We start from the raw sequence: 26,634 nt of genomic DNA on the forward strand, positions 1-26,634 counted from the left end.
TGGTCGGGCGCTGGGCCCGGTTCCCGGCCCGGTGGGCCGAGGTCACTCTCGTCGTGCCGAGACGACGAAGACTGCGGCTGCGATGCCGAGCACGACCAGGACCGACAGCCACGCGAAGCCGGGCAGGTCGAACAGGAGTATCGCCACCGCGATGGCGATGAGCACGACGGGTGCTGCGAACCACAGCGCGGTCCGTGTGTTGGCGTTCATCTGGTCTCCTCCTTCGGTCGTGCGGACGCTGCGGAGGCGGCGTCCGGCTGCCGACGGGGGCCGTCCCCGTCGTGCATGGGTTCCCGTCGGGATGCGAAGAGCTCCTCGACGGGCACGGTGTCGTCGTGACCGCCCGTGCGGACGATCGCGAACTGGACGGCATCGGCGCGACCACCGGTCTGCGCGGCGACGACGCGGCGGACGAAGGCGAGCAGCGCGCGGTAGTCGGCGCCCGTCTCGTACCCGTCCGGCAGCTGTTCCGCTGCCACCAGGAACCGTCCGACCACGTCGAACAGGCCCTTGTCGACCCGCCGGTCCGGGAACCACAGCATGTGCCGGAGCCGGCGTGCTGCGACGTCCTTGGTCCGCGTCCACTCGCTGATCACGTCGTCCTGCCGGTACCGGTGCAGCAGCTCGAAGTCCATCGAGGCGGGGATCGGTGCGAAGAAGCGCCAGTTCGGGATGAGCAGCGCGGCGGTGTCGACCTGCCGGACCCGGTCGAACCGACGGTTCGGGTGCTGGCCGATGACCGTCGCGACGATCCAGAGCGCGAGGCAGATCGCGAGGGGCAGGGCCCGACCGTCACTGCGGCGGCTCATCGGTCCGCCCCGATCGCCTCGCGGACGAGTGCACCGACCCGTCGGACCGGTCCGGGGTGGACGAGCAGGCCGTCGTGGGTGGACCGGACGACCTCGCGGCGACCGTCGTGCTCGTGCGCGACGCGTTCGTGCGCGGCGCTCACGGCCGGTTGGAGTTCGTCGCTCGTGCTCGCCGTGACGACGAGCACGTCGGCACCCTCGGGGATGCGGCGTCCGGGTCGGTCGGCGACGAGGTCCGGCTCCGCCGCCTGCCACTCCGCACGGCCGGTGCGCCACAGTCGGGCGTTCCGGTACACGGGGCTCAGGTCGTCGGTCCGTTCCTGGCGTGCGGGGATCGCCCAGGTCGTGGCGTCGAGCAGCCATCCCCAGCCGGTCCGCAGGGACCACTCCATCAGCGGGAAGCCGTCGGTGAGCGACCGGACGGCGGTCAGGACGTCCTCGTCGGGTCGGTCCACGAAACCGGTGGTCGGGTCGAGGAGGACCACCCCGGCGACGTCGCGCCCGAGCTCGGCCGCGTGGCGTCGGAGCAGGTGCCCGCCGAACGAGTGCCCGACGAGCCAGAGGGGTCCGTCCCCGGCGTGGCGGCCGACGAGGAAGCGGAGGTCCTCCGCGTAGGTGGCGAGCGTCGCGCCGGATGCCGTGCTCGCGCCGGTGCCGGGACGGTCGTACGTCAGCGTGGCGACGTCGCCGCCGAGCTCCGCGATGATCGGGTCCCAGTACTCCTGGACCGCGACGAGCGAGTTCTCGAACACCACCAGCGGTGCGCCCGGGCCCGAGGCCGACGGCCGGTACCGCACGGCCAGGCGCGATCCGGTGGGCGTCTCGACCACGGTCTGTCCGGCACGGGGACGTCGACTGCGCCGGGCGTCCACGACCTGCCGGACCACGGCCTGCGTCCCGACCGCGGCCCCGATCACGCCGAGGACCCACGGGAACCCGTCGTGACGACGCGGCACGACCGATCGCCGGTCCGCGGTGACGTAGAGCACCGCGGGCTGCAGTGCGAGGAACGCGGGGAGGAACCGACCGAGCCCCATGGTCGCGGCGATGGTGAGGTGCATCCCGGCGATCGCGCCGAGGTACGCCACGCGCATCCGCGGGCCGAGCACGAACACGATCGGGAACGCGCACTCGAGGACGAGCGTGGCGACCTCGCCCACCCGCGCCAGTGCCGGCCGGTCGCGCAGGACCCGCCACACCCACTCCGAACCGTAGGTCCGCGTGCGCATCACCCCGAGCAGCGCCGAGCCGTTCCGCCAGGGCTCACCCATCAGCTTCACCCAGCCCGAGACGAGGTACGACAGCGTCGCCTGGCTCGCGACCGCCCACAGCGCGGTGTCCACCGTCGCGGGTCGTCCGGAGGCCCGGGCCACACCCGACAGCGCCTGCGTGAAGAACGCCGCCTGGTCGCTGCCGTCGCCGCCGTTGTGGTGCAGCGGCCCGAGTGCGTAGCCGGTGAGCACCGTGACGGCGGACGCCGCGGCGCGGACGCGTCGGTCGCGGACCGGGGACAGGTGGACGAGGGCGGCGGCCACCCGGAGCCCGTGCATCGCGGTCACCACCCGGGGCCGGTAGACGCGGTCGAGCACGCGGCGCAGACGCTCGTTGCGGACGAGCGCGGAACCCCGCAGCAGGGTCCAGTCGTTCAGGCCGCCAGTCCGGCGGTTGTCCGCGTTCGCGAGGTGCTCGAGACTCCCCATCAGCACCACGAGCGCGGACGCCCGCTCGGTCGCGGCGAGCACGTTCCCGCGGTCGGCCGATCGGTCGACGCCACTGCGGACGACGCGGTCCACGAACCCGATCACGGCGCCACCTCGAACTCGACCGTGTACGTGGGGGACTCCGGCGTCACCGGACCGCCGTCCCGGTCGCCCGTCACGGACCGCACGGCGAGCCCGAGCTCCGCACCGAGGCCCGTCAGGACCTCGACCGGTGTGAGGAGGCTCACCTCGTTCCCGATGGTCGTCCGTCCGCCGTCGTGCCACAGGTGACTGACCTGCCAGAGTCCGGTCGGCTCGTCCAGGGTCGCGTAGGTCTGCAGACCACGGCCGGCGCCCGGGTACGGGACGAACCAGGTCTCACGACGACGTCCGCCGTGCAGGCCGAGCACCGCGTCCGGGTTGTGCGTCTCGACGACCAGGCGGCCACCGTCGGCGAGGTGGTCCCGCGCGGTGGCGAGCGTCTCGCGCTGGTGCTCGCGGGTCAGCAGCATCGAGATGGACGCGCAGACGCAGAAGACCAGGTCGAACCGCCGTCCGAGGCGGAGGTCCGTCATCGAGCCCTGCACCAGGTCGAGGTCGACGCCGGCGTCGTCGGCGCCGTCGCGGCACCGGTCGAGCATCTCGGCGGACAGGTCGACGCCGGTGACGGTGACGCCCCGCTGCGCGAGCGGAATCGCCACGCGGCCGGTCCCCACGCCGAGCTCGAGCGCCGTCGCCGGTGCGCTGGAAGCGAGCACCTCGACGAGGCCCGGGTCCGGCGGGAAGACGTCGTCGTAGATCTCCGCGAACTGCTGCCCGTACGTGTGCTGCACGACCCGACCCCCCTCGGCGCCGGGCTCCCTCGGCCCGACACCGAGGGACGGTAGGCCTGTACGTCCGCTCAGTCCCACGAGTCCCGACGATCGCTCAGGCTGCTCGGAGGCGTTCGCCAGGTCCGGTCGGCACCCCACCCCGGCGCGTGCGCCGCGTCGAACCGCACCAGCTCGGGGAAGCAGGCGGATGCGCACCGGATCGGGTCGGTCGGGCACGCGGCGGACCGGTGTGTACCCCGGCCCCGCGGTCAGTCGGCGACCACAGGACGGACTGGAGGCGCGGTGCGGGCCCGCACCGCGCCTCCCGTCCCTCAGGACGTCGCGACGCGACCCGCGGCCACCCAGCCGAGCCGCCGCAGCGTCTCGCGGTTGCGGATCCAGATCATCGGCTGCATCAGGAGGTCCGGCACCCAGGAGCCCGGCCCCGCCACGGCGTTCTCCACGATGGTGACCTTGCAGCCACGGCGGTGCTCCTCGACGACGAGCTCGACCCGGGCCTCGCCGAGGGGCCACCCCTTCGGCTGGATGACCATGCGGTGCGGGGCGTCCCACTCGAGGACCGTCGTCACGTCGTCGATCACGAGCGGCCAGACGCCGAACGAGTGGTGCAGGCGGGTGCCGACCGCCGGCCAGCCCGGGTCCTGCCCGCGCATCCGCGAGGCGCCGACGACCCACGTCGTGAAGAGCCAGCCGTCCGCGAGCACGTCGAAGACGTTCTCCGGGCGGCAGTGCAGGATGCGGACGTTCTTCGCCATGGTCAGTCCTCCGGTGTGAGATCGACGTGCTCGGGCAGCCCGAACGTGTGCCGCAGGGCGCTCCGGGCCGCGTGCCAGCCGGCCATGCCGTGCACACCGGGGCCGGGGGCGGACGCCTCGGAGCAGAGGTACATGCCGCCGCCCATGCGCCACGGGTCGGACGACAGCACCGGACGCTTGACCAGCTGCCAGAAGCTCGCGGCACCCGCGGCGATGTCACCGCCGACGTAGTTCGGGTTGTACGCGCCCATCTCGACCGCGGTGCGGCTGCTCGACTGCAGGACGGTGTCGCGGAAGCCGGGCGCGAACCGCTCGATCTGCCGCGTGATCGCCTCGGTCTGGTCGACGTCCGACCCGGCGGGGACGTGCGCGTACGCCCAGAAGACGTGCTTGCCCACGGGCGCGCGGCTCGGGTCGACCACGGTGGGCTCCGAGCCGAGCACGTACGGACGCTCGGCGTGCTGGCCGCGTGCGACCGCGCCCTCGGCGGCCGCGATCTCGGCGCGGGTCCCGCCGATGTGCACCGTGCCGGCGCGGCGGAGCGCCTCGTTCGTCCACGGGACCGGATCGGAGAGCGCGAAGTCGACCTTCGCGGCGGCGTTGCCGAACCGGAAGCGCCGGAGGGCACCCCGTCGCGGCGTCGGGATCTGCTTCCCGGCGATCCGCAGCATCCCGGGGACGCTCGTGTCGAACAGCACCGCCTTGGCCGGGGTGAGGTCGGCGAGCGAGCGGACCTCGCGCCCGGTCTCGATCCGGCCGCCGTGCGCGACGAGGTCGGCGGCGAGCGCGTCGACGATCGCCTGGCTGCCGCCGATCGGGACGGGCCAGCCCCGCGCGTGCGCGTAGGCGCCGAGGGACAGCGCGGCGGCGGCCGTGGCGAGGGACGGCATGTGCTGGATCGAGTGGGCCGCGACGCCGGAGACCATGGCGGGGGCGACCTCGTCGCGGAAACGGAGGTTCCACGCACTCGTGCCCTGCTCCAGCGCCCGCAACCCGAACCGGAGGACGCTCAGCGGGTGCCGTGGGACGTGCAGCAGGGCGCCGGTGGCGAAGTCGGCGACCTGGTCGGCGTTGCCGGACAGGGGGGCCATGAGCTGCCGGAACGCCGGGCCGTCGATGCCGAGCGACTCGGCGGTGCGCGCGAGGTCCTGGTACGCGATCCCGGCACGGCCGCCGTCGAGCGGGTGCCCGTACTGGACCTCGGGCAGGCGGAGTTCGATGCGGTCCTCGAGGCGGAAGCGCCGGAAGAACTCGGACTGCAGCGCCATCGGGTGCACGGCGGAGCACACGTCGTGCAGGAACCCGGGCAGCGTGAGTTCGGCGGTCCGCGCACCACCGCCGATCGTGTCGGCGCGTTCGACGACCTCGACCGACAGCCCGGCACGCGCGAGCGTCACCGCCGCCGCGAGTCCGTTCGGTCCGGCTCCGACGACCACCGCATCCACCATGCCCCCGAGCCTAGGGACCGCTGCTGCGCGCCGTCTCGGGCAGCGCGCCCGCATCCCCCTCACGGCGAACGGTGATCGAGGTGCGCTCCGCACCGTTCGGCGTCCTGGAGGCGCGGGTCTGCCACGCCCCCGCGTGCAGCCCGGCATCGCGTCCGTTCCAGGGCCGTTCCCGGTCCTGCAGATGACCGTTCCGGTTCGCGAACCCCGTGATCCGCGAACCGGAACGGTCACGGCGCGGACGACTTCAGCAGATCCGCTCCGAGCCGCAGCGCGTGGATCGAGGTGCCGGGCATCAGGCGCGGGCCGGTTGGCGGCGACGGGCCGCGACGCCGTCGAGATCGCTGCGCTCCGACGGCCGGTCCGGTCAGACGCGCGCCGCGTCCGGGTCCGCCGGGTCCGACCCGTCGTCGCCCGCGTCCGCTGCGTCGGGCTCGTCGGCGTCCACCGGGGTCGACCCCACCGGGTGCTCCGCCAGCAGCGCCGCGAAGTCCTCGTCGAGCATCTGCTGCAGCCGGTCGTCGCGCCCGACCTCGTAGTCGTCCGCCGGACGCTGCGCCCACCCGAGCCGCCCGACGACGGTCGTGCCGATGTCGTCCCAGGCGCGGGCACGGGCGGCGAGGACGATGCCGTCGACGAAGCCCTGGTCGTCCCGGCGCTTGTCGAGCATCGTCGCGAGCTGCTCGTACGTCGCCTCACGCGTGCGGAGCTTGAGGTCGTCACCGCGGCGGTAGTCGTGCTGGTGCCGCGAACGGCCCTTCTGCTTGCTCGACCTCGAGCGGATCTCGCGCATCCGGGCAGCGTCGCCGCGCTGTTCCTCGGCCATGCGGTGGAGTTCCTCGCGCGCGGCGTCGGCGATGACGGCGTGGTCGAAGTACCCCTCGTCGCGGAGGGCGTTCGTGATGATCCGGTTGCCCACGGCGATGGTGACCGCGGCCTTCGCGATGAGGAAGCCCTCGTCGACGGCGCGCTTCAGTTCGACCTGACTGACGGGTCGGTCGCGCACGTCGTGCTTGCTGCGTCGTCCGAACAAGGCCATGCAGTCGACGATACCGGCGTCCGGTGACCATCCGTCCGCAGGTGGACCCGGATCAGGCCCTGGAGGGACGACCCGCCTCCCACGGACCCGTAGCGTCGGGTGCATGGTCACGTACTCGGAATCCCCCCGCACCGGGCTCGGCACGGCGAGTCTCGTCCTCGGCGTCTGCTCGTTGCTCGCCGGCTGGACGTTCGTCGCGCCGATCGTCGGGCTGTGCCTCGGCGTCGCCTCGCGGAGCCGCGAACCGTTCGCCCGCGGGCGTGCCGGGTGGGGGATCCTCCTGAACCTCGTCGCACTGGCGGTGTGGATCCTGCTGCTCGTGCTGCTCGTGGTGGGCGGCGCGTTCGCCGTGTGGTCGGGCGCGACGCAGGGCCGCTGACCCGGTCGGCCCTGGGCCCCGGGGCTGCCCGCTCAGAACACGAGGCCGTACACGGCGACGTCCACCCGCACCGGCCCCAGCGGCATCGCGCTCCGCAGGGTGCCCTCGTGCGTGAAGCCGAGCCGCTCGGCGAGGCCCCGGCTGCGCACGTTGTCGACCGCCGTCCGGATCTCGGCACGCGCGGCGCCCCGCGCCCGGGCCACCCCGACGAGGACGGTGGCGGCGCGCCGGGCGACACCCCGTCCCTCCTGGCCCGCGTCCACCCAGTAGCCGAGCGATGCCTGCCCCAGGTACGGGTCGAAGGCGAGCGAGGCGGCACCCACGACCCGGTCGTCCTGCCGGATGACGCAGGGCAGCGCCCGGTCCATCGCGTACTGGCCGAGCAGGTGTTCGGTGTGCAGGCCGATCGTCTCGACGGTCTGCTCCTGCCACGCCCACGGCTCCGCGGCACGGAGCCGGTCGGCGTTCGCGACGACGAGCTCGTGCAGCGGCCGGACGGTGGTGAGGTCGCGCAGCGTCAGCGTGTACCCGTCCCCGAGGTCCCGTCCGAACGCCGCCACCCCTCGAGACTAGGCACGCGTGCGCCTACTCGTACCGGAGCGCCTCGATCGGGTTCTGCCGGGCCGCCCGACGCGCCGGCAGCGTGCCCGCGAGGAAGGCGATGAACATCACCACGAGGATGATCGTGATCACCGAGGACGGCGCGAACTGCATGATCTGCAGCCCCGGCAGGTCCTTCAGGACGGTCCCGGCGAGGACGTTCGAGATCCCCGTGCCGAGCAGGATCGCCACGCCCGCACCGATCGCACTGCCGAGGAACCCGATGAACACGGCCTCGAGCGAGAACAGCGTGTAGACCTTCCCGCCGCCCATGCCCATCGCCTTCATCAGGCCGATCTCACGCGTGCGCTCCTGCACGCTCATGAGCAGCGTGTTGATGATGCCGAACCCGGCCGCGACGAGCGCGATCACGGCGAAGGCGTTGAGCACGCCGACGATGCCGTTGATGACCGTCTGGAACTGGCCGAGCTGGTCCTGGATGGTCTGCCCGGTGTAGCCGTCCTTCGACAGGGCGCTCTTCACGCTGCTGGCCGACGCACCGCTGTCGAGCGTGGCGGTGGCGCTGGCGTACGAGGTGTCGATCGACGAGGGCTTGCCGGTCTCCTGCGCGGCCTGCATCGCGTCGGTGAGCGCAGCGTTCGCACCGGCACCGCCGCCGAACAGCGACTCGTTCTGCACCCCCGCGATCGTGGCGGTCAGGGTGTGCTCCTTGCCCTGGTAGTCGTCGACCGCGACGGTCAGCTCCTTGCCCACGGCGGCCTTCGCGCTGCCGAGCCCCAGGTTCTCCAGGTAGTTCGTGGGCAGGAGCACCTGGTTGCCGGCGGAGGACGCGTCGTCGAGCTGCTTCCCGGCGGCGAGGTCGGCGTCGAGCTCCCCGGCGTTGGCGGCGATGTCGACGACGTACTTGCCCTTCCCGTCGTACTCGACCCACTTCGTGCTCAGGGCGACGGCGGGGCGGACGCTCTTCACCCCCGAGACGTCCGTGATCTTGGCGACATCGGACTGCGACAGGTACGCGAACGAGGCCGGCCCGCGGTCCACGCTCTGGCTCGACTCGTCGGGGTCGTACTTCGCCGGCCCGGAGTCGGTCGACGACTCGACGGCCTTGGTGATCGTCAGCGACCCGGTGTCGCCGATGGAGGCCACCTGGGTGTCGATGTAGTTGCTGACGCCCGTGCCGATGGCCGAGGTCAGGGTGATCGTGAACGCGCCGATGAAGATGGCGATGACCGTCAGCGTCGTGCGCAGCTTCGACCGGAAGGTGTTCGCGACCGCGGTGCGGAAGAGGTCGAGGACGTTCATGCGGAGTGCCTTCCGTGGGTGGCCGGCGCGTCGACGGCGTCGTCGCTCCCGCCCACGATGAGTCCGTCGCGCACGTTGACGCGCCGGTCGCAGCGTTCGGCGAGTTCCTCGTCGTGGGTGACGACCACGAGGGTGATGCCCCGGTCGCGCTGCAGCCCGAAGAGCATGTCCTCGACCACCTGCCCCGTGTTCGTGTCGAGGTTGCCGGTCGGCTCGTCCGCGAAGATGACGCTCGGCTCCCCGACCAGTGCACGCGCGATGACCACGCGCTGCTTCTGCCCACCGGACAGGTCGTTGGCGTCGTTCTTCGCCTTGTCGGCCAGGCCGAGGGCGTCGAGTGCGGCCATGCCCCGGCGCTTCCGCTCGGCACCGGAGACGCCGGCGATCTTCAACGGGAGCACGACGTTCTCGAGCACCGAGGTCTTCGGCGTGAGGAAGAACTGCTGGAAGACGAACCCGAAGGTGCTGTTCCGCGTGCGGTTCACCTGCCGCGCGCTGAGCGTCGCGGCGTCGGTGCCGTCGAGGAGCACCTGGCCCGCCGACGGCTTGTCGAGCAGCGCGAGGAGGTGCATGAGCGTGGACTTCCCGGAGCCGGACTTGCCGACGATCGCGAGGCTCTCGCCCTGGTTCACCTGCAGCGACACCCCCTTGAGCGCGTCGAACCGCGTCGCGCCGCGGCCGTAGGTCCTGGCGAGGCCACGGGCCTCGAGCACGGGAGTGGTCATGCGCCCACCGTACTGTCCGCTGCACGACTGCAAGTTTGCGTTTGCTGTAAACGATGTGACGTTCCGGTTACAGTCGGGCCATGCCCGACACCGCGCCCGCCTCCGAGATGGGCCTCCGCGACCGCAAACGCCTCGAGACCCGGCACCGGATCGCCGAGGCGGCACGCTCCCTCGCACTCGAACAGGACATCGACCGCACCACGATCGAGCAGATCGCCGCGCGCGCCGAGGTCTCCCCGCGCACGTTCTTCAACTACTTCGAGAGCAAGGAGGACGCGGTCCTCGGGCACACCGAGCTCGACCTCGCGCCCGAGACGCTCGACGCCCACCTGGCCGCCGTCGCGGGGGAGCCCGCGGCACAGGCCGTGGTGGACCTGGCGTTCCTGGTGTTCGGGGAGTCCTTCGGTGACGAGCACGAGCGGCTCGCCCGGAAGGAGGTGATCGTGCGCTTCCCGCAGCTCATGCGCCGCCAGGTCTCCCGGATGACCACGGTCGCCGAGGCGATGACGGGCGCGGTCCGGACGATCCTCGAGCGGGACCCGGCCTGGGGTCCGGACGCGGCCACACCCCAGGCGGCCGAGATGCTGCTCGGCATGTGCATGACCGGGCTGCGGAGCTCGGCGCGCCACGAGGGGTCGGACCCGGAGGAGGTCCGCGCGCGGGTGGTCGCCACGATCCGCGACACCGCGGCCCGCATCACGGGCAGCCGTTGACACAGTTCGATATATCCCACACACTCAATATGTGAAATACAACATGATGTGGCGCGCTCCGGTGTCCATCGGCGTCCTCGTGTTCCTGGTCACCTGCGTCGGCATCTGGGTACCGTCCGCCTGGTCGGACGAGGCAGCGACCCTCACGAGCACCGGTCGGACCTGGCGCGAGCTCTGGGCCGAGCTCGGCACGATCGACGCGGTGCACGGCCTGTACTACGCCGTCGTCAAGCTGATCACGGCCGTCGCCGGACACTCGATCCTGACGATCCGCCTCGTCTCGGCCGCCGCCGTGGCCGTCACCGCCGCGCTGCTCGTCGTCCTCGGGCGGACCCTGGGCGGCGCACGCCTCGGCTTCGCGAGCGGGCTCGCCTTCGCCCTGGTTCCCCGCGTCGTGTGGGCAGCGGGCGAGGGCCGCATGTACGGCTTCGTCATGCTGGTCGCGGTCGGCTCGACCCTGCTGCTGCTCACCGCTGCACGACGCACCGGAGGCCCGGCGCGCCGGGCATGGGCGGTGTACGGGCTGGTCGCGGCCCTCGGCGTCCTCCTCAACCTCTGGCTCGTGCTGCTCGTCGTCGCGCACGGTGCCGCGCTGCTGCTCGTGGCGCGGTCGTCGGCGCGCGGGACGACCCCGGGCGTCGTCCGCGTCGCACCTCGAGCCCTCGTCGCCTGGGCCGTGGCCGCCGGTGCCGTCGGCCTCGCGACCGTCCCGTACGCCGTCGTGCTCATGTCGCAGGCGCAGCAGGTCGCCTGGATCGAGTCGGTGTCCGCGCGGACCGTCCGGTTCTTCGTCGTGGACGGGTGGTTCCGCTCGGCGATCGACTTCACGCCCGCGGGCATCGTGACGCTCGCCGTCGTCCCCGTCGCCTGGACCCTGATCGGCATCGCGGTGGCCGCGACGATCCGCCACCGCATCCGCATCCGGAGCCCTCGCCCGGCGCCGGCTCGTCCCGACCGGACGGGCGCCGCGCCGGTCGAGCCGGTGCTGCTCGTGCTGCCGCTCGCGTTCCTGCCGAGCCTCCTGCTCATCACCGCCACCGCTGCCGGCATCCGGACCTACGCCCCGCAGTACGCGTCGATGAGTGCGCCGTTCGTCGCGGTCCTCCTCGCAGCCGGCGTACTCGCGCTCGGTCGCCGGTGGCTCCGCGTCCTGGCCGGTGCCCTCCTCGTGGCGACCGCGGTCCCGAACCTCGTGGCCCTGCGGCTCCCGGAGACGAAGGCCGACGGGTACTGGGCACCGACCGCCGCGACCGTGGCCGAGCAGCGCCACCCGGGCGACACCGAGGGTGTGTGGTTCGGCTCGCTCGACGACGCGCACTGGGCCAACTCGCACCTCGTCTCGATCGCCTACCCGCGGGCGTTCGACGGCATGCGCGACCTCGGCACGGTGACCGACGCGGCCCGTGACGGGCACCTCTGGGAGTCGAACGGCGCCCCGGCACGACTGCTCCCCGACCGGACGGCCGACCTCGACCGGGTGTGGTTCCTCGGCAACGAGCGCGGTGACGCCGAGGGCCGTCAGGTCGCGGCGACGCTCGAGGACCTCGGCTTCGAGCGCGCGGACCGGACCGTCGTGGGCGCCGGCGTGGTCGATCGGTGGGAGCGCATCACGGGCCAGTAGCGGCCGGGAGGCGCGGGGCGGGGCCGCCACGCGCCTCCCGTCCGTCGCATGGTGAGCAGAAATGGTCGGGTGCCGCTCGGGGACCCGACCATTTCTGCTCACGATGCGAGCGCGCGGCGCGCGCGCGGCGCGCGGCGCGCGCCCGTCACGGCTTCGTGATGAAGCCCTCCTTGACCATCCAGTCGAAGGCGACGTCGGCGGGCTCGCGACCCTCGACGTCGACCTGCCGGTTCAGCTCCTGCAGCACGGCGTCCGTGAGCTTCGGCGAGATCTGGTCGTAGACGTCCTCGAGCTGCGGGTACTCCTTCAGCGTCGCCGAGTCGAGCACGGGCGCGACGTTGTACGCCGGGAAGAAGCCCTTGTCGTCCTCGAGCACGGTGAGCCCGAGCGACTTGATGCGGCCGTCGGTGGTGAAGACCTCACCGAAGTTGCACTTGCCACGATCGGTCGCGGTGTAGACCGTGCCGGTGTCGAGGATGCTGACGTTCTTCGTCGGGATGCCGTTGTCGCCCGAGCCGCCGAGCTCGAGCCCGTACTTCTGCAGCATCGGCTTGAAGCCGTCGGCACGAGAGTTGAACTCGGACTCGACGCAGAACGTGCGATCGCTGACGGGGAGCTTCGTGATGTCGGAGAGCGTCTTGATGTCACCGAGTTCCGACACGGCCTCGTCGCGGACGGCGAAGGCGTACGTGTTGTTCATCGGCGCCGGCTCGAGCCAGGTGAGGCCGTTGCCGGCGTCCTCCTTCTTCACCGCTTCCCACTGCTCGGTCTTGTCCGGGATGCCCTCGCTGTGGCCCATGAAGGTCAGCCAGGCCGTGCCCGTGTACTCGTACGTGAAGTCGGCGCCGTGCGAGGTCATCAGCTCGCGGACGGCGACGCTGCCCGGCACGTTCGTCTCGTCGGTGACGTCGAACCCGGCGGCCTTCGCGGCCAGCACGGCGATCTTGCCGAGCACCAGCTGCTCGGTGAAGTTCTTCGAGGTCACGGTGATGTGCGCGCCGTCCGGCAGGTCGTCGATGCGCTGGATCGAACCGGGGTCCGCGGCGGGGACGAAGGACGTCGCCGGCTGCAGGCCGCAGCCGGTCAGCACGAGGGCGGCCGCGCCCGCCACGGCGGTGGCGGTCGCGACCCGGCGACGGACGGTCGGACGGGAGGCGCGGCGTGCGCCCCGCAGATCGGCGCGCGGCACGTCGTGGGTCGCGTTCGGGGCGTCGTGGGTCATCGGAGTCCCTTCGGTCGTGCGACCGTCTCGACCACGCGGCCGATCCAGTCGATGGACAGGGCGAGGAGCGCCACGAGGAGCGCCCCGGAGACGAGGACCTTCGGCAGGAACAGGTTCACGCCCGTGGTGATGAGCAGTCCGAGGCCACCGGCGCCGACGAACGTCGCCAGGCTCGCGGTGCCGACGAGCAGCACCAGCGCGGTGCGGATGCCGGAGAGCATGACCGGCACGGCCAGCGGCAGCTCGACCTTCATGAGCACGCTGAACGCGCTCATGCCCATGCCCCGCCCGGCCTCGACCAACCGCGAGTCGACGCTCTGGATGCCGATCATGGTGTTCCGGAGCACCGGCAGGATCGCGTAGAGCACGAGGGCGACGACGGCCGACCACGAGTTCAGGCCGAGCCACGCGGCGAGCAGCACGATGAGCCCGACGGCCGGTGCCGCCTGCCCGAAGTTGGCGACGGCGAGCACGTACACGCTCGCACGGCGGAGCGGCCCGCGGGTGAGCAGGACGCCGAGCGGGATGCCGATCACGAGCACGAGCACGGTCGACTCGAGGGTCAGCACGAGGTGCTGCCCGGTGAGCGCGAGGATGTCCGCCGGGTTGAGCGTGGTGCGCTCGGTCGGCGTGAGGTCCGCCGTGGCGAGCCAGACCGCGAACCCCGCGAGCACCACGAGGATGGCGATCGGCTGCACGAGCAGCCCCTTCCACCCGGTGCGGCTGCCCGTCCCCGTCCCGGCGGCGACCGCGCTCACAGGTCCTCCCCGCTGGTCGCCACCACGGGCGACGACGGCATGGTCTCGATCGGGTTCGTGTTCGTCCCGACCGGCGTGTAGGCCTGCTCCTGGGCGGCGGCGGCACGCGACCGGGTGATCGCGTCCATGACCGTCTCGACGGTGATGACGCCCTGGAACGCCTCGCCGCGGCCGGTCACGAGTGCGGCGCCGGCACTCGACACGAGCATGGTGTCGAGCGCGTCGTTCAGGGTGGCGGCCCCGCCCACGACGGGCAGGTCGGGCTCGATGCCCTCCGGGATCCGGTCGAGCCGCTCGAGCTGACGACGCGTCGGCCACCCGATCGGACGCTGTCGGCGGTCGACGACGACGGCGTGTCCGTGGCCACCGGCCTCCTGCATGCGCTGCAGCACGGCCTTCGCCTCCTCGCCCGGCGAGCAGGTCACCGCGGGGGCGAGCTCGACGTCGCGGACCCGGTTCAGCGTGAGCTGCTTGAGCCCGGCGCCGGACCCGATGAAGTTCTCGACGAACTCGTTCGCCGGTTCCGCGAGGATCCGCTCCGGGGTGTCGTACTGCACGATGTGGGCACCCTCGGTGAAGATCACGATCCAGTCGCCGAGCTTCACGGCCTCGTCGAAGTCGTGGCTCACGATGACGATCGTCTTGTGCAGCTCCTCCTGGATGCGGAGGAGCTCGTCCTGCAGGCGCTGGCGGGTGATCGGGTCGACCGCGCCGAACGGCTCGTCCATGAGCAGGACGGGCGGGTCCGCGGCGAGCGCCCGGGCGACGCCGACGCGCTGCTGCTGGCCGCCGGAGAGCTCGCGGGGGAACCGGTCGCGGTAGGTGTCGGGGTCGAGCGAGACGAGGTCGAGGAGCTCGTCGACGCGGGCCGCGATCTTCTCCTTCGACCACCCGAGCATCTTCGGGACGATCGCGATGTTCGCCGCCACGGTCATGTGCGGGAAGAGTCCGCCGGCCTGGATCACGTAGCCCATGCGGCGACGGAGCTCGTCCGCGTCGATCCCCGTGACGTCGTCCTCGCCGACGACGATGCGTCCCTCGGTCGGTTCGATCAGGCGGTTGATCATCTTGAGCGTGGTCGTCTTGCCGCAGCCGGACGGGCCGACGAGCATGACGATCTTGCCGGCCGGGATCTCGAGCGTGATGCCGTCGACCGCGGGCTTCGTCTGACCGGGGTACCGCTTCGTGACCTCGTCGAGCAGGATGCGGCGGCCGGTGACGTCGCCGGCGGGAGCGGTGGTGGTGGCGGAGTCAGTGCTGGACACGGATACCTCTCGAGATGGTCAGACGGCCGAGGCCGAGGAGGAGCAGGTCGAGGACGAGGGCGAGCAGGACGACCCCCACCACCCCGACCGTCACGGAGAAGAGGGCGTTCGCACCGCCGAGGCGGGACAGCCCGGAGAAGATGAAACCGCCGAGCCCGGGGCCGAGCGCGTAGGCGGCGATCGCGGCGATGCCCATCACCATCTGCGCGGACACCCGCACACCGCTGAGGATGATCGGCCACGCCATCGGCAGCTCGACCTGGAGCAGGGTCCGGAACCGGCTCATGCCGATGCCCCGCGCCGACTCGACGACCGTCGGCGGGATCTCGGCGAGGCCGACGACGGCGTTGCGCAGGATCGGCAGCGTGGCGAAGAAGACGACCGTCACCACGGACGGCACGACGCCGAAGCCGAGCGGCACGATGAGCAGGCCGATGACCGCGAAGGACGGGAGCGTCAGGCCGATCGCCGAGACCCCGTTCGCGACGGAGGTGAGCCGTTCGCTGCGGTAGACGAGTGTGGCGAGGACCACGGCGATGAGCGTCGCGAGCACCGTGCACTGGACGACCAGTGAGAAGTGCTGCCACGACGCGAACCAGATCTGGTCCCACCGCTCCCCGATGTACTGGAACACGCGCAGAACGCTCCCCTCCGGTCGGCCGAACTGCCCACGGGTCGGGGCACAAGTGGGTTCGAACCTACGCAGGGGGCAGGGTCACCGCACAACCGGGGACGGGCGCCGGAGCGACTCCCTGCGGATCCGCGAAGCCGGAAACACCCGGTCAGGACAGGTGCAGCGCCCCGACCCTGGGAGAACGGTAACGATCCCGAGCAGTCGTCGGCTATGCGCCGAGGTCGCGGAGTCCCGACCGCTCGGCGACGTCGACGAGGTGCTCGCGCCAGAGGACCCACTCGTCCGGGGTCTTCTCGGCGAGGTTGCCGTCCCCGTCACCCGCGAGCCCGTCGAGCATCTCGCGCACGATGTCGGCGTGCCCCGCGTGCCGGGCCGTCTCGTACCCCATGTGCACGAGGATCCGGTGCAGGGTCACCCGCCGGCGGTCCTCCGGCCACCAGGGAACGACCCCGCGGGCGTCGAGGTCGAGCGCCTCGATCGTGGCGTCGGTGTGCGCGGCGCTGCGGTGGTGGAACGCGACGACGTCGTCCAGGGTCTCGTCGAGCGTGGCGTACATGTCGTCGCCGTCCTCGGACTCGAGCCAGGCGGGCGGGTCCGGCAGCGGGCGCCCGAAGACCTCGCCGAAGTACATGGCCTGCACGCCCGCGACGTGCTTCACGAGACCGAGCACGTTCGTCCCGGTCGGCGTGACCGGCCACCGTGCCTGCCGCTCGGCGAGCCCGTCGAGCTTGGCGACCAGTGCCGCGCGGTGCTTCTGCAGGTACCGGTGCAGCGTCCGCTTGAGGACCTCGGCGTCGATGCCGGTCGTCGACCCCTCGTCCGACAGCATCGAGCCGCCGCTCGAGGCGATGGTCGGTGCTGCCGGTGCGGGGTGGACCTCGGGGACCGGGTCGGCGCTCGTCATGCCCTCGATCGTGCCACCGAACGCTCGCGGACGCGCTCCGACTCCTGCACGGCGACCCGTTCGGCGGTGAGCAGGAGCCCGGCGACCTCGCCGGAGTTCCGCGCCGGGGCGTCGTTCCAGCTGGTCAGGTCGCGGACCCGTCCCATCCGGACGTCCGGCGCCGGGCACCAGAGGACCGGCTGTCCCTCGTCGACGGCGAGGGCGTGCCACACCAGGTCGAGGGCGCGCTGGACCTGCTGCGAGTGCACGGCGTGCGGGCCACCGGCAGCGGAGACCACGGACCCGACCAGGCACGCGGCGACGAGGGGGCGGCCCTGCACGTCCATCGCCGCGGCGCTGGAGGCCTTCCGCATCCGACCGTGCTCGTCGACGTACGCGAACCACGCGTGCTGGATCCACCCCCGTTCGATGACGCCGCGTGCCCCGGAGAGCAGCCGGGCGAGGTCGTCCAGCTCCTGCAACCGGGCCTCGACGCGACGGTCGCGCGCAGCGGAACGGTGTGCGGAGAACCGGTCGAGGAGCCCGCGGAAGCCGGTGCGGGTCGGGGTGGACGGGACGGGAGAGGCGTCGGTGGCGACGTCGTGCTGGACGCGGAACTCGAGGGTCATGACGGCCCCTCCGATCTTCACGTGCACGGATTGGTGCGGTCACGATAGCCCCGCGCGGACTCAGTCGTCCAGCACTTCTCCGATCACCCGGCGTGCGACCGCGCGGAACGCGCGGTCGTCGGACAGGTGGAGTGCCGAACCGATCGAGACGGCCCAGGCACGCGCCCGTTCCCAGGTGTCGCCGTCGGCCGCGACGCGCGCGCGGAAGGTGCGCCGCGCCTCCCGGTCGAGCGTGAGCCACGCGGTGGCGAGGTCGACGGCCGGGTCGCCCGCCGTCACGTCGCCGAAGTCGACGACCGCCGACAGGCGGGTCCCGCCGTCCGGCGCGGTGTCGACGAGCACGTTGAAGGGGTGCAGGTCGCCGTGCACCCAGACGGGAGGCCCGGCGTACGCGGGCAGCGCCGCCGCGGTCCGCCAGACTGCCGCGAGTTCACGGGCCCGGGGCACGTCCGCCGTCGCGAGTCGCGTCAGTACGCTGTCGCTGCGCGTGGCGAGCGGCACCGCGCGGACGGGGTTCACGGGAGCGTCCGGCGGCGCGGGGACGTGCAGCAGCTCGACGAACGCGGCGAGCGCCTCGGCCACCTGCACGCCGCCGGCGCGTTCGCCCGCCGGGGTGCCGGGCAGCCAGCGGACGACGCTCCACGACCACGGGTACCCGAGGGCCGGGCGTCCGGTGCGGACCGGATCGGGGACGGGCACGATCGCCGCCACCCGGTGCGCGATCTCCGGCAACCACCGCTGCTCGTGTTCGATGAGCGCCGCAGCGGCCGCCCGGCGGGGGAGCCGTACGGCGAGCAGCTCGCCGAGCCGGACCACGACGTTGTCCCAGCCGCTCGCCACGATCGCGAGCGGGAGGTCCGCGAGGTCCGGGTGCTGGTCGCGGAGCAGGGCGGCGACGAGCGGGACGTCGACGTCGACCTCGGCGGCGGGGGTGGCCATCGGGTCAGGGTAGCCGGGGGCGCGCACACCCGTGAACTGGGGAGAGCCGGGCGGGATGGGCGCTCGGTAGCCTCGAGGGACCAGCGACGTGGGTGTCCATGGGGGGACCCGCGTCGCGTGGCGGTCGGGTCAGGCGTCGTCGGGCAGCGGGGCGATGAGCGCGACGAGCCGGGGGATCTCGGGGCGCACCCGGTCGGAGACGATCGCCGCGAGCAGGACCGTCCGGAGCTCACGGAGCCGGACGTACAGGTCCGCACGGTCGGCGAGGACGTCCGAGACGGTCTGCACCCCCGTGTACGCGGGGATGACGACGCGGCCGACGAGTTCCGGGTCCCACGCGGGGTCGACCTCGCCGGCGTCGATGCCCTGTCGGACGAGGTCGGTCACCACGGCGATCCAGTCGGCGTACGGGTCCTGCCGGGCCACGTCCGCCGTCGCGGCCTCGGTGGACAGACGGATGCCGGCGCTCACGACGGTCTCGTGGATCATCTGCGACGCGAGGCCCTGGGACATCCACATGAGCACCTCGAGCGGGGTCGTCCCGCGGGCGGCCGCCGCCTCGCCGTACCGCCGGGAGACCTCGTGCTGCCGGGCGATCACCGCGCCGGCGAGGTCGGCCTTCGACGTGAAGTGGAAGTACAGCGCACCCTTGGTGAGGCCGGCCCGCTCGGCGACGGCGTCCATCGAGGTGCCGAGGTACCCGCGCTCGTCGAACTCGCCCGCCGCCGCGTCGAGGATCGCGGCACGGGTGGCGACCGCCCGCTGCTGCCGCGTGCCACCGTCCTGCGCCATGATCCTGCAAGCGTACCGATGCGGCCGTCCCAGGCGGTGTCCGGGTGACGTCCGGGAACCTCCCCGGTCGGCTGTCGTACGGTTCCCGGCATGGACGGATGGCGGAACCCGGTGCGCTGGGCACGGACGGGTCGGTGGCTGCTGCTGCCGATCGCCGTGCTCGACTGGGTCGCGCTGGCGCCGCAGACCGTCGTCGTGCTGGCGTTCGCGATCGCCGTGGTCGGGCTGGCCGGCATCGCCGCGGCGCTCGTCGCCCGGATGCTCCGAGGGTCGCGCGGCGCGATGGCGGCACTCGGGGTGGTGCTCCTGCTCGGCGGGCTCGTCGTGTTCGGCCTCGATCCGTTCCCGGCGTCGATCCCGTTCATCAACGGGTGGTGGCCGGAGTCGATCACGCAGCCGCAGATCGTGGGGAGCGCCTACTGGCAGCTCGCCGGCCTCGGGATCGAGCTCGCCGGGTTCGGGATGCTCGCGACGCTGCTGGTCGTGTCCCTGACCGCGAAGCCCGCGCAGCGCTGACGACCGCGGGCGCGGGCTGCCCGTCGCGCTCAGTCGCGCGTGAGGACGAGGAGCGTGCCGGCCGTGGCGACGCCCCGGACCCGGTCGACCAGGCTCGCGGTGTCGTCAGCGCCTCGCACCCATCCGATCAGCGTGTCGAGGTCACCGACCGCGGCCAGCAGTCCGTCGGTGCACAGCACGACACGGTCTCCCGACACGAGGTCGAGCGCACCGGGGGTCCGCGGCGTCCCGTCCGGTTGCAGGCCGATCGGCAGGTCGTGCGACCGGAGCACCGCGGCACCGCCGTCCGCGCGCACCACGGCCGCGAGGCCGTGCCCCGCGTCCCCGTACACGACGTGACCCGACGCGGGGTCGAGCCGCAGGTGGAAGAGCGACCCGACGGTGTCCGCAGCCGACAGGTCGGCGGCGACCTGCGCCTCCAGGCCGACGATCGCGGTCTCCATGTCGACGTCGGTCCGCGCGATCACGGCTGCCCGGACCGCTGCTGCCAGCAGTGCCGAGGCGCGACCGGCTGCCGGGACGGCTCCGACGGTGCAGTGCAGGCGGCCGTCGGCGGCGACCCGCCAGTCCGCGACGTCGCCGGAGTCCTCGCGGGGGAGCGTCAGCACCTCCAGCGAGTACCCCGGGACCTCGACGGGTCCGGGGACCAGGCCCTCCACGACCCGCCGGACCCGGTCGCGCTCGATCGTGTGCCCGAGCTCCCGCTCCGCCCAGCGCGCGAGGTCGCGGAGCAGGTCGATGTCCTCGGCCGTCAGCGTGCGCGGCGTCGCGTCCATGATGCAGAGCGTGCCGACGCGCGTGCCGTCGAGCATCGACAGCGGCGCGCCCGCGTAGAACCGGATGCCCTGCTCGGTGACCGCGGCGAGGTGGGCGAACCGCGGGTCGAGCGTCGCGTCCGGCACCACCATCGGCTCGTCGGTCAGGACCGTCGTCGAGCAGAACACCTGCTCCGCCGGAGCGCTGCCGCCCTGACGCCAGCCCTGCGTGGACTGCGCCGTGACGAGCCCGTCGTGCACGAGGTTGAGGAAGGACAGCGGGACCCCGAAGGCCTCCTGCGTCATGCGGGTGATGCGGTCGAAGCGCTCCTCGGGGCCGCTGCCGAGGACGCCGAGCGCCTCGACCACGGCCGACCGGTGCGCTGCGGCGTCGAGGTGGGTCACCCGTCCTGTCTACCCGCACCCTCGCCCAGGAACCAGTCCCGCGGGTGGGGGTCGGCGGTCAGTTCGCGTCGCTCGGACACCGGCGCCGCCCACGCGGCCGCGTTCGACAGCACCCGCTGGATGTCCGGGTGGTGGTACACCGGGTACTCCTGGTCACCGGGGGAGAAGTAGAAGACCTTCCCGAGGCCCCGGCGGTACGCGACGCCCGAGCGGAAGACCTCGCCGCCGGCGAACGTCGACAGGAAGACCTCTTCGTCGGGGCGCGGGATGTCGAAGTACTCGCCGTACATCTCCTGGCGGTCGATGACGATCGGGTGCGGGACGCCCGCGGCGATCGGGTGCTCGGGCGCCACGGTCCAGACGAGCTCGCGCTCCCCGTCGTTGCGCCACTTCAGGGAGCAGGTCGTGCCCATCAGGCGCTTGAACGGCTTCGAGTAGTGCCCGGAGTGCAGCACCACGAGGCCCATGCCCGCGTGCACGGCATCGACCACGAGGTCGACGACGGCGTCGCTGACCTCGTCGTGGGCGGCGTGGCCCCACCAGAACAGGACGTCGGTGGTGGCCAGGCGCTCGGCGGTGATGCCGTGGTCGGGCTCCTGCAGGGTGGCCGTGCTCACGGTCGCGTCGGGGTGGTGCTCGCGGAGCGCGGCGGCGATCACGGTGTGCATGCCGTCGGGGTAGTGCCCGACGACGGTCTCGTCACCCCGGCTCTCGTGCACGTTCTCGTTCCAGACGACGATGTTCAGGGGACGGGATTCGGTCGGCGTCGACATGGCTCCCACGCTAGTCCGCCTGGTCGTCGAATCGATACGACCACCGGAGTGTCGGGGCTTTCCCGGGAGGCGTCCGCGACGATGTCCGCATGACTCCCCGCTCCCTGTTCCGCGCCGCCGCGGTCGCCGAACTCGTGACCTGGACCATGCTCATCGCCGGGATGGTGCTCAAGTACGGCCTCGGTGCCGGCGACTGGGGCGTCCGGATCGGGGGCGGGGTGCACGGGTTCGTGTTCCTGGCGTACCTCGTCGTGACGACCGTCGTCGCGGTGAACCAGCGGTGGTCTGCCGGAGCGCTCGTGCTCGGGTGGGCGAGTGCCGTCGTGCCGTACGCGACGGTGCCGTTCGAGGTCGCCGTGGCCCGGCGCGGGATGCTCGAGGGTCCGTGGCGCCGTGGTGCCGAGGGGCGCGTCGGCTTCTGGGACCGCCTGCTGTTCTTCGTGGTGCGGCACCCGGCGGTGTCGATCCTCATCGGCGTCGTGGCCGTCGCCCTGGTGTTCGTGGCGCTGCTGGCCGCCGGCCCGCCCGTCCCGTCCCGCGGCTGACGCGCTGCCTTCGTGAGCAGGAACGGTCGGGTTCGTGATGCGGACCCGACCGTTCCTGCTCACGAAGCGCGGCCCGGGTCGCGACCACACGACGGACGGGAGGCGCGGTGCCAGCCGGCACCGCGCCTCCTGTTCGTGCGTCCCGCGTCTACAGCGCGGCGAGGATCCCGTTCAACGTGGCGGACGGGCGCATCACGGCGCTCGTCTTGGCGTCGTCCGGACGGTAGTACCCGCCGATGTCCGCCGGGTGCCCCTGCACGCTGTTCAGCTCCTCGACGATCGTCGACTCCTGCTCGTCGAGCGTCGCCGCGATCTCGGCGAACGCCGAGGCGAGCTGGGCGTCGGTCGTCTGCGCCGCGAGCTCCTGGGCCCAGTACTTCGCCAGGTAGAAGTGGCTGCCGCGGTTGTCGATCGACCCGAGCTTGCGCCCAGGCGACTTGTCCTCGTCGAGGAACGTGCCGGTCGCACGGTCGAGCGTCTCGCCGAGGATCTTCGCCCGCTCGTTGCCCGTCACACCGGCGAGGTGCTCGAGGCTGACCGCGAGGGCGAGGAACTCGCCGAGGCTGTCCCAGCGCAGGTAGTTCTGCTCGACGAGCTGCTGCACGTGCTTCGGCGCCGAACCACCGGCACCGGTCTCGAACAGGCCGCCGCCGCCGAGGAGCGGGACGACGGAGAGCATCTTCGCCGAGGTGCCGAGCTCCATGATCGGGAACAGGTCGGTGAGGTAGTCGCGGAGGACGTTGCCCGTGACGGAGATGGTGTCCTCGCCGCGGCGGATGCGCTCGAGCGAGAAGCGCATCGCGTCCTCGGGGGAGAGGATCTCGATCTGCAGCCCGTCGGTGTCCTGCTCGGCGAGGTACGTCCGCACCAGGCCGATGAGGTTCGCGTCGTGCGCACGGGTCTCGTCGAGCCAGAACACCGCGGGGGAACCGGTCGCACGGGCACGCGTCACGGCGAGCTTCACCCAGTCGCGGATCGCGACGTCCTTTGTCTGGCAGGCGCGCCAGATGTCGCCGGCCTCGACCTCGTGCTCGATGACCGTCTCGCCGCCGCTCGTGACCACGCGCACGCGGCCGGCTGCCGGGACCTCGAAGGTCTTGTCGTGCGAGCCGTACTCCTCGGCCTTCTGCGCCATCAGGCCGACGTTCGGCACCGAGCCCATGGTCGCCGGGTCGAACGCACCGTTGGCACGGCAGTCCTCGATCGTGGCCTGGTAGATGCCGGCGTAGCTCGAGTCCGGGATGACCGCGAGGGTGTCGTGCTCCTCGCCGTCCGGACCCCACATGTGGCCGGAGGTGCGGATCATCGCGGGCATGGAGGCGTCAACGATGACGTCGCTCGGGACGTGCAGGTTCGTGATGCCCTTGTCGGAGTCGACCATCGCGAGCTCGGGGCCCGCGTCGATGCCGTCCGCGAACGCCTGCTTGATCTCCGCACCGTTCGGCACGGCGTCGAGCCCGGCGAGGATCGAGCCGAGGCCGTCGTTCGGGTTGAGCCCGGCGGCGGCGAGGTCGGCGCCGAAGCGCTCGAAGACGCTCGGGAAGAACGCCCGGATGACGTGGCCGAAGATGATCGGGTCGGAGACCTTCATCATCGTGGCCTTGAGGTGCACCGAGAACAGGATGCCCTGCTCCTGCGCCGCGCGGATCTGGTCCTGCAGGAAGGCCTCGAGCGCGCGGACGTGCAGCACGGTGCCGTCGACGACCTCGCCCGCGAGGACGGGGATCGACTGCTTGAGGACCGTGGTCTCGCCGTCGGTACCGACGAACTCGATCGTCAGGACGTCGTCGGCGGGGGCGATCCAGGACTGCTCGTTCGAGCGGAAGTCGTCCGTGCCCATCGTCACGACGTTCGTCTTCGAGTCGTGGCTCCAGGCGCCCATGCGGTGCGGGTGCTTGCGGGCGTAGTTCTTGACGGAGAGCGGCGCGCGGCGGTCGGAGTTGCCCTCGCGCAGGACCGGGTTCACGGCGCTGCCCTTGGTGCGGTCGTAGCGGGCGCGGGCGTCGCGCTCGTCGTCGGTCGTCGGCTCGTCGGGGTAGTCCGGCAGGTCGTAGCCCTGCGCCTGGAGCTCCTTGATCGCGGCCTTGAGCTGCGGGATCGACGCCGAGATGTTCGGCAGCTTGATGATGTTCGCCTCGGGGGTCTTCGCGAGGTCCCCGAGCTCGGCGAGGGCGTCGTCCAGGCGCTGCTCGGCGGTGAGCCGCTCCGGGAACTGGGCGATGATCCGGCCCGAGAGCGAGATGTCGCGGGTCTCGACGTCGACACCTGCGGTGCCGGCGAAGGCCTGGATGACCGGGAGGAAGGAGTGGGTGGCGAGGAACGGCGCCTCGTCCGTGAGGGTGTAGATGATCTTGGCCATGCTGGCGGGTACTCCCTTGTTCGACCGTCGGTACGTCCACGCTACTCGCGCAACGGGATGTCTCGACGTCAAGATACATGGTGCCGCCTGCGTGGAGCACATACTCGGATGGCTTCCTGGAGGCGCACTGTCGACTCATAGGAACGTCGCGTGGAGTGGTCTTCCGCACCACACGACCGCAGGAGGCGCGCATGTCGACGACACGGCAGACACCGGAGGACTTCGGGTGGTCCGCGGAGGACCTCCGTTCGGCGTACGCCGTGGACGGCAGCGGGCCCTACCGGTACGCGCCGGACGGGTCCGGGCCGTTCTCGTACGACGAGGACGGCTCCGGGCCGTGGCTGGTCGGCCCGATGCCGCGTCGAGGGCTCGCCCGCTTCGCGCCGCGGGACCGTGGGTCGGGCTCGCGGCTGCGGCGGATCGGGACCGCCGTGACCGCGGGCACGCTCGCGCTCGTCCTGGCCGCCGGCAGTGTCGCGGTCGTCGCCCACGTCGTTCCTCCACACCACGCGGTCAACGCCTCGGCGGTCCACAGCGCGGAGCCGGACCGGGACTGATCGCCCGGAACGGTGCCACGCTGGGGGAGTGAACGAACTCCTCGTCATCGGTGTGGTCGCCCTGGTCGCCATCGCGGGCGCCGCCGTGCTCGGCCCGCGCATCGGGGTCGCCGCGCCGCTCGTCCTCGTCGCGGTGGGGGTCGCCGCGAGCCTCGTGCCGTGGATCCCGCACGCCCGGATCGAACCGGAGTGGATCCTCGCGGGGGTGCTGCCGCCGTTGCTGTACTCGGCGGCGGTGTCGATGCCGTCGATGAACTTCCGGCGGGAGTTCGGCGCGATCAGCGGCCTGTCGGTCCTGCTCGTCGTCGCGTCGAGCCTGGTGCTCGGGCTCTTCTTCGCGTGGGTCGTCCCGGGCCTGGGCTTCTGGTGGGGCATCGCGCTCGGGGCGATCGTCAGCCCCACCGACGCCGTCGCGACCTCGATCGTCAAGCAGACCTCGGTGTCACGGCGGGCGATCTCGATCCTCGACGGCGAGTCGCTGCTCAACGACGCGACCGCGCTCGTGCTGCTCCGCACCGCGATCTTCGCCGCGGGCGCGTCGTTCTCGTTCTGGGGCGCACTCGGGGACTTCGCCCGGGCGGTCGCGATCGCCGTCGTCATCGGCTGGTTCGTCGGCTGGCTCAACGTCTGGGTGCGGTCCCGGGTGCCGAACGCCGCGGTGAACACTGCACTCTCCTTCGCGGTGCCGTTCGTCGCCGCGATCCCGACCGAGCACTTCGAGGGGTCCGGCCTGGTCGCGGCCGTCGTCGCGGGGCTGTTCACGGGCATCGTCGGCCCGCGCAGGCTCCCCCCGGGGCACCGGCTGTCGGACGCCCAGAACTGGCAGACGATCGAGCTCGTGCTCGAGGGTGCCGTGTTCCTGACGATGGGGCTGCAGCTCGCGTCGATCCTCGGCGACGTGCAGGACCAGCACGCCGGGATCGGGCCGGCGCTCCTCATCGCCATCGGCGCCCTCGTGCTCACCGTCCTCGTCCGGGCCGCCTACGTCGTGCCGCTGCTGCTCGCCCTGTCCGCCAGCGCCAAGCGGGGCGAACGGATGCAGACCCGCTTCGCGGAGATGCACGCGCAGGACCGCGACGCCATGAGCGAGGTGATCCGCGAACACCGACCGGGCAACCGGGCGCCGTCCGAACGGGAACTCGACCGGTTCGCGGTGCGGGTCCGACGCACCCTCGCGGACATCGCGTACTACACGAAGGCACCGCTCGGCTGGCGGGAGGGCACCGCGGTGGTCTGGGCGGGGATGCGCGGCGCGGTGACCGTCGCGGCGGCCCAGACCCTCCCCGACGGCACGCCCCAGCGGTCACTGCTCGTCTTCGTCGCGTTCGCCGTGGCCCTGCTGTCGCTCGTGGTCCAGGGCGGGACGATCGGGCCGCTCCTGCGTCGCATCGCCGCGCCGACGACGGACACCGCCGCGCAGGACACCGAGGAACGCAAGCGGCTCCTCGAGCTCATGCGGGCAGCGGCGGAGCAGGTCCCCGGGACGAGCGAGGCCGGACCCCGCGCGCGGGAAGAGCTCGAGGCCGCCGACCCCGCCGAACTCCGGGCGTGGATGGGGCGCGAGAAGGCCCGGCGCCTTGCGGTGCTCGAAGCGCAGCGCGCCGCGATCCTCGACGCCCGCGACGACGGCAGCTTCGACGCCGAGGTGCTCGAGTCGATGCTGCAGAACCTCGACGCCGAGCAGATCGCCCTCGAACTCAGGGGCGCTCCCGCACGGTGA

General features: G+C 72.3%; 28 protein-coding genes. 7 read left to right on the forward strand and 21 right to left on the reverse strand.

The genetic code is table 11. The annotated features are described in order from the left end of the window. Positions 1-42: 42 nt before the first annotated feature. The 7 genes from WFH25_RS17120 to WFH25_RS17150 all read right to left on the reverse strand — a co-directional run bounded on the left by WFH25_RS17120 (position 43) and on the right by WFH25_RS17150 (position 6,581). Positions 43-210 carry a hypothetical protein gene (locus WFH25_RS17120; protein ID WP_022905510.1) on the reverse strand — a complete coding sequence of 56 codons (168 nt, stop codon included), beginning with the start codon at positions 208-210 and terminating at the stop codon, positions 43-45. Continuing rightward, positions 207-809, reverse strand: coding sequence for a hypothetical protein (locus WFH25_RS17125; protein ID WP_336698716.1), 603 nt, complete (start codon positions 807-809; stop codon positions 207-209). Before WFH25_RS17125 ends, WFH25_RS17120 begins: the two co-directional genes overlap by 4 nt. Next, on the reverse strand, positions 806-2,614 hold the full coding sequence (locus tag WFH25_RS17130) for an alpha/beta fold hydrolase (protein ID WP_336698718.1): 1,809 nt from the start codon (positions 2,612-2,614) through the stop codon (positions 806-808). The genes WFH25_RS17125 and WFH25_RS17130 overlap by 4 nt, the downstream gene beginning before the upstream one ends. Further along, positions 2,611-3,342, reverse strand: coding sequence for a class I SAM-dependent methyltransferase (locus WFH25_RS17135; RefSeq protein WP_336698719.1), 732 nt, complete (start codon positions 3,340-3,342; stop codon positions 2,611-2,613). Before WFH25_RS17135 ends, WFH25_RS17130 begins: the two co-directional genes overlap by 4 nt. Positions 3,343-3,653: 311 nt before the next feature. Further along, complete coding sequence (locus tag WFH25_RS17140; protein ID WP_336698720.1) at positions 3,654-4,097, reverse strand: SRPBCC family protein; 444 nt, start codon at positions 4,095-4,097, stop codon at positions 3,654-3,656. Positions 4,098-4,099: 2 nt separating this feature from the next. After that, positions 4,100-5,545 (reverse strand): phytoene desaturase family protein, encoded by a 1,446-nt coding sequence (locus WFH25_RS17145; protein WP_336698721.1) that lies wholly within the window; start codon positions 5,543-5,545, stop codon positions 4,100-4,102. A 364-nt stretch (positions 5,546-5,909) separates the two neighbouring features. Further along, positions 5,910-6,581: a hypothetical protein gene (locus tag WFH25_RS17150; protein ID WP_071294162.1), complete on the reverse strand. Its 672-nt coding sequence runs from the start codon at positions 6,579-6,581 to the stop codon at positions 5,910-5,912. A gap of 103 nt (positions 6,582-6,684) precedes the next feature. On the opposite strand from WFH25_RS17150, the gene WFH25_RS17155 reads away from it, so the two are divergent. Beyond that, positions 6,685-6,960: a hypothetical protein gene (locus WFH25_RS17155; RefSeq protein WP_336698722.1), complete on the forward strand. Its 276-nt coding sequence runs from the start codon at positions 6,685-6,687 to the stop codon at positions 6,958-6,960. Positions 6,961-6,992: 32 nt separating this feature from the next. Here WFH25_RS17155 and WFH25_RS17160 read toward each other — a convergent pair whose 3' ends face one another. Genes WFH25_RS17160 through WFH25_RS17170 form a run of 3 tightly spaced genes read right to left on the reverse strand, consistent with a single transcriptional unit; the run spans position 6,993 to position 9,548 of the window. After that, on the reverse strand, positions 6,993-7,520 hold the full coding sequence (locus tag WFH25_RS17160; RefSeq protein ID WP_070417574.1) for a GNAT family N-acetyltransferase: 528 nt from the start codon (positions 7,518-7,520) through the stop codon (positions 6,993-6,995). 25 nt (positions 7,521-7,545) lie between these two features. Next, entirely contained in the window at positions 7,546-8,823 is a 1,278-nt protein-coding gene (locus WFH25_RS17165; RefSeq protein WP_336698723.1) for an ABC transporter permease, read from the reverse strand. Then, positions 8,820-9,548: an ABC transporter ATP-binding protein gene (locus WFH25_RS17170; RefSeq protein ID WP_070417572.1), complete on the reverse strand. Its 729-nt coding sequence runs from the start codon at positions 9,546-9,548 to the stop codon at positions 8,820-8,822. The genes WFH25_RS17165 and WFH25_RS17170 overlap by 4 nt, the downstream gene beginning before the upstream one ends. A gap of 80 nt (positions 9,549-9,628) precedes the next feature. On the opposite strand from WFH25_RS17170, the gene WFH25_RS17175 reads away from it, so the two are divergent. Continuing rightward, positions 9,629-10,261 carry a TetR/AcrR family transcriptional regulator gene (locus WFH25_RS17175; protein ID WP_336698725.1) on the forward strand — a complete coding sequence of 211 codons (633 nt, stop codon included), beginning with the start codon at positions 9,629-9,631 and terminating at the stop codon, positions 10,259-10,261. Between the two features lie 31 nt (positions 10,262-10,292). Beyond that, complete coding sequence (locus WFH25_RS17180) at positions 10,293-11,882, forward strand: glycosyltransferase family 39 protein (protein WP_336698726.1); 1,590 nt, start codon at positions 10,293-10,295, stop codon at positions 11,880-11,882. Between the two features lie 145 nt (positions 11,883-12,027). Here the strand turns inward: WFH25_RS17180 and WFH25_RS17185 are convergent, their stop codons facing one another. From WFH25_RS17185 to WFH25_RS17220, 8 genes are all read right to left on the reverse strand, one after another. Next, on the reverse strand, positions 12,028-13,104 hold the full coding sequence (locus tag WFH25_RS17185; RefSeq protein ID WP_336698727.1) for a glycine betaine ABC transporter substrate-binding protein: 1,077 nt from the start codon (positions 13,102-13,104) through the stop codon (positions 12,028-12,030). After that, positions 13,101-13,862, reverse strand: coding sequence for an ABC transporter permease (locus tag WFH25_RS17190; protein ID WP_261646858.1), 762 nt, complete (start codon positions 13,860-13,862; stop codon positions 13,101-13,103). The genes WFH25_RS17185 and WFH25_RS17190 overlap by 4 nt, the downstream gene beginning before the upstream one ends. Beyond that, complete coding sequence (locus WFH25_RS17195; protein ID WP_070417569.1) at positions 13,859-15,127, reverse strand: ABC transporter ATP-binding protein; 1,269 nt, start codon at positions 15,125-15,127, stop codon at positions 13,859-13,861. Before WFH25_RS17195 ends, WFH25_RS17190 begins: the two co-directional genes overlap by 4 nt. Then, a complete protein-coding gene (locus tag WFH25_RS17200) occupies positions 15,114-15,761 on the reverse strand; it encodes an ABC transporter permease (protein WP_070417568.1) in 648 nt (215 codons plus the stop codon). The genes WFH25_RS17195 and WFH25_RS17200 overlap by 14 nt, the downstream gene beginning before the upstream one ends. A 208-nt stretch (positions 15,762-15,969) precedes the next feature. Continuing rightward, complete coding sequence (locus tag WFH25_RS17205; protein WP_336698729.1) at positions 15,970-16,665, reverse strand: DinB family protein; 696 nt, start codon at positions 16,663-16,665, stop codon at positions 15,970-15,972. Beyond that, the gene (locus WFH25_RS17210) at positions 16,662-17,273 is read right to left on the reverse strand and encodes a DUF6197 family protein (RefSeq protein WP_336698730.1); all 612 of its coding nucleotides are present in this window, start codon (positions 17,271-17,273) and stop codon (positions 16,662-16,664) included. Before WFH25_RS17210 ends, WFH25_RS17205 begins: the two co-directional genes overlap by 4 nt. A gap of 60 nt (positions 17,274-17,333) precedes the next feature. Beyond that, complete coding sequence (locus WFH25_RS17215) at positions 17,334-18,212, reverse strand: aminoglycoside phosphotransferase family protein (RefSeq protein ID WP_336698731.1); 879 nt, start codon at positions 18,210-18,212, stop codon at positions 17,334-17,336. Between the two features lie 129 nt (positions 18,213-18,341). After that, positions 18,342-19,004 carry a ScbR family autoregulator-binding transcription factor gene (locus tag WFH25_RS17220; protein WP_336698733.1) on the reverse strand — a complete coding sequence of 221 codons (663 nt, stop codon included), beginning with the start codon at positions 19,002-19,004 and terminating at the stop codon, positions 18,342-18,344. 90 nt (positions 19,005-19,094) lie between these two features. Between WFH25_RS17220 and WFH25_RS17225 the strand changes: the two genes are divergently transcribed. Next, a complete protein-coding gene (locus WFH25_RS17225; RefSeq protein ID WP_336698734.1) occupies positions 19,095-19,520 on the forward strand; it encodes a hypothetical protein in 426 nt (141 codons plus the stop codon). A gap of 29 nt (positions 19,521-19,549) precedes the next feature. Here the strand turns inward: WFH25_RS17225 and WFH25_RS17230 are convergent, their stop codons facing one another. After that, positions 19,550-20,680 carry a GAF domain-containing protein gene (locus WFH25_RS17230; RefSeq protein ID WP_336698736.1) on the reverse strand — a complete coding sequence of 377 codons (1,131 nt, stop codon included), beginning with the start codon at positions 20,678-20,680 and terminating at the stop codon, positions 19,550-19,552. Continuing rightward, positions 20,677-21,453: a ThuA domain-containing protein gene (locus tag WFH25_RS17235; RefSeq protein ID WP_229084831.1), complete on the reverse strand. Its 777-nt coding sequence runs from the start codon at positions 21,451-21,453 to the stop codon at positions 20,677-20,679. The genes WFH25_RS17230 and WFH25_RS17235 overlap by 4 nt, the downstream gene beginning before the upstream one ends. 89 nt (positions 21,454-21,542) lie before the next feature. Here WFH25_RS17235 and WFH25_RS17240 point away from each other — a divergent pair, with 89 nt between their 5' ends. Next, entirely contained in the window at positions 21,543-21,998 is a 456-nt protein-coding gene (locus WFH25_RS17240; protein ID WP_071294172.1) for a DUF3817 domain-containing protein, read from the forward strand. Between the two features lie 148 nt (positions 21,999-22,146). On the opposite strand, the gene WFH25_RS17245 is transcribed toward WFH25_RS17240, so the two are convergent. Beyond that, complete coding sequence (locus WFH25_RS17245; protein WP_336698737.1) at positions 22,147-24,357, reverse strand: NADP-dependent isocitrate dehydrogenase; 2,211 nt, start codon at positions 24,355-24,357, stop codon at positions 22,147-22,149. A gap of 191 nt (positions 24,358-24,548) precedes the next feature. Between WFH25_RS17245 and WFH25_RS17250 the strand changes: the two genes are divergently transcribed. Together WFH25_RS17250 and WFH25_RS17255 are read left to right on the forward strand one after the other, a co-directional pair. Beyond that, the gene (locus WFH25_RS17250) at positions 24,549-24,914 is read left to right on the forward strand and encodes a hypothetical protein (protein WP_336698739.1); all 366 of its coding nucleotides are present in this window, start codon (positions 24,549-24,551) and stop codon (positions 24,912-24,914) included. Positions 24,915-24,942: 28 nt separating this feature from the next. Continuing rightward, a complete protein-coding gene (locus WFH25_RS17255; RefSeq protein WP_336698740.1) occupies positions 24,943-26,634 on the forward strand; it encodes a cation:proton antiporter in 1,692 nt (563 codons plus the stop codon).

It is taken from the genome of Curtobacterium sp. USHLN213, assembly GCF_037144815.1.
Taxonomy (GTDB): Bacteria; Actinomycetota; Actinomycetes; order Actinomycetales; family Microbacteriaceae; genus Curtobacterium.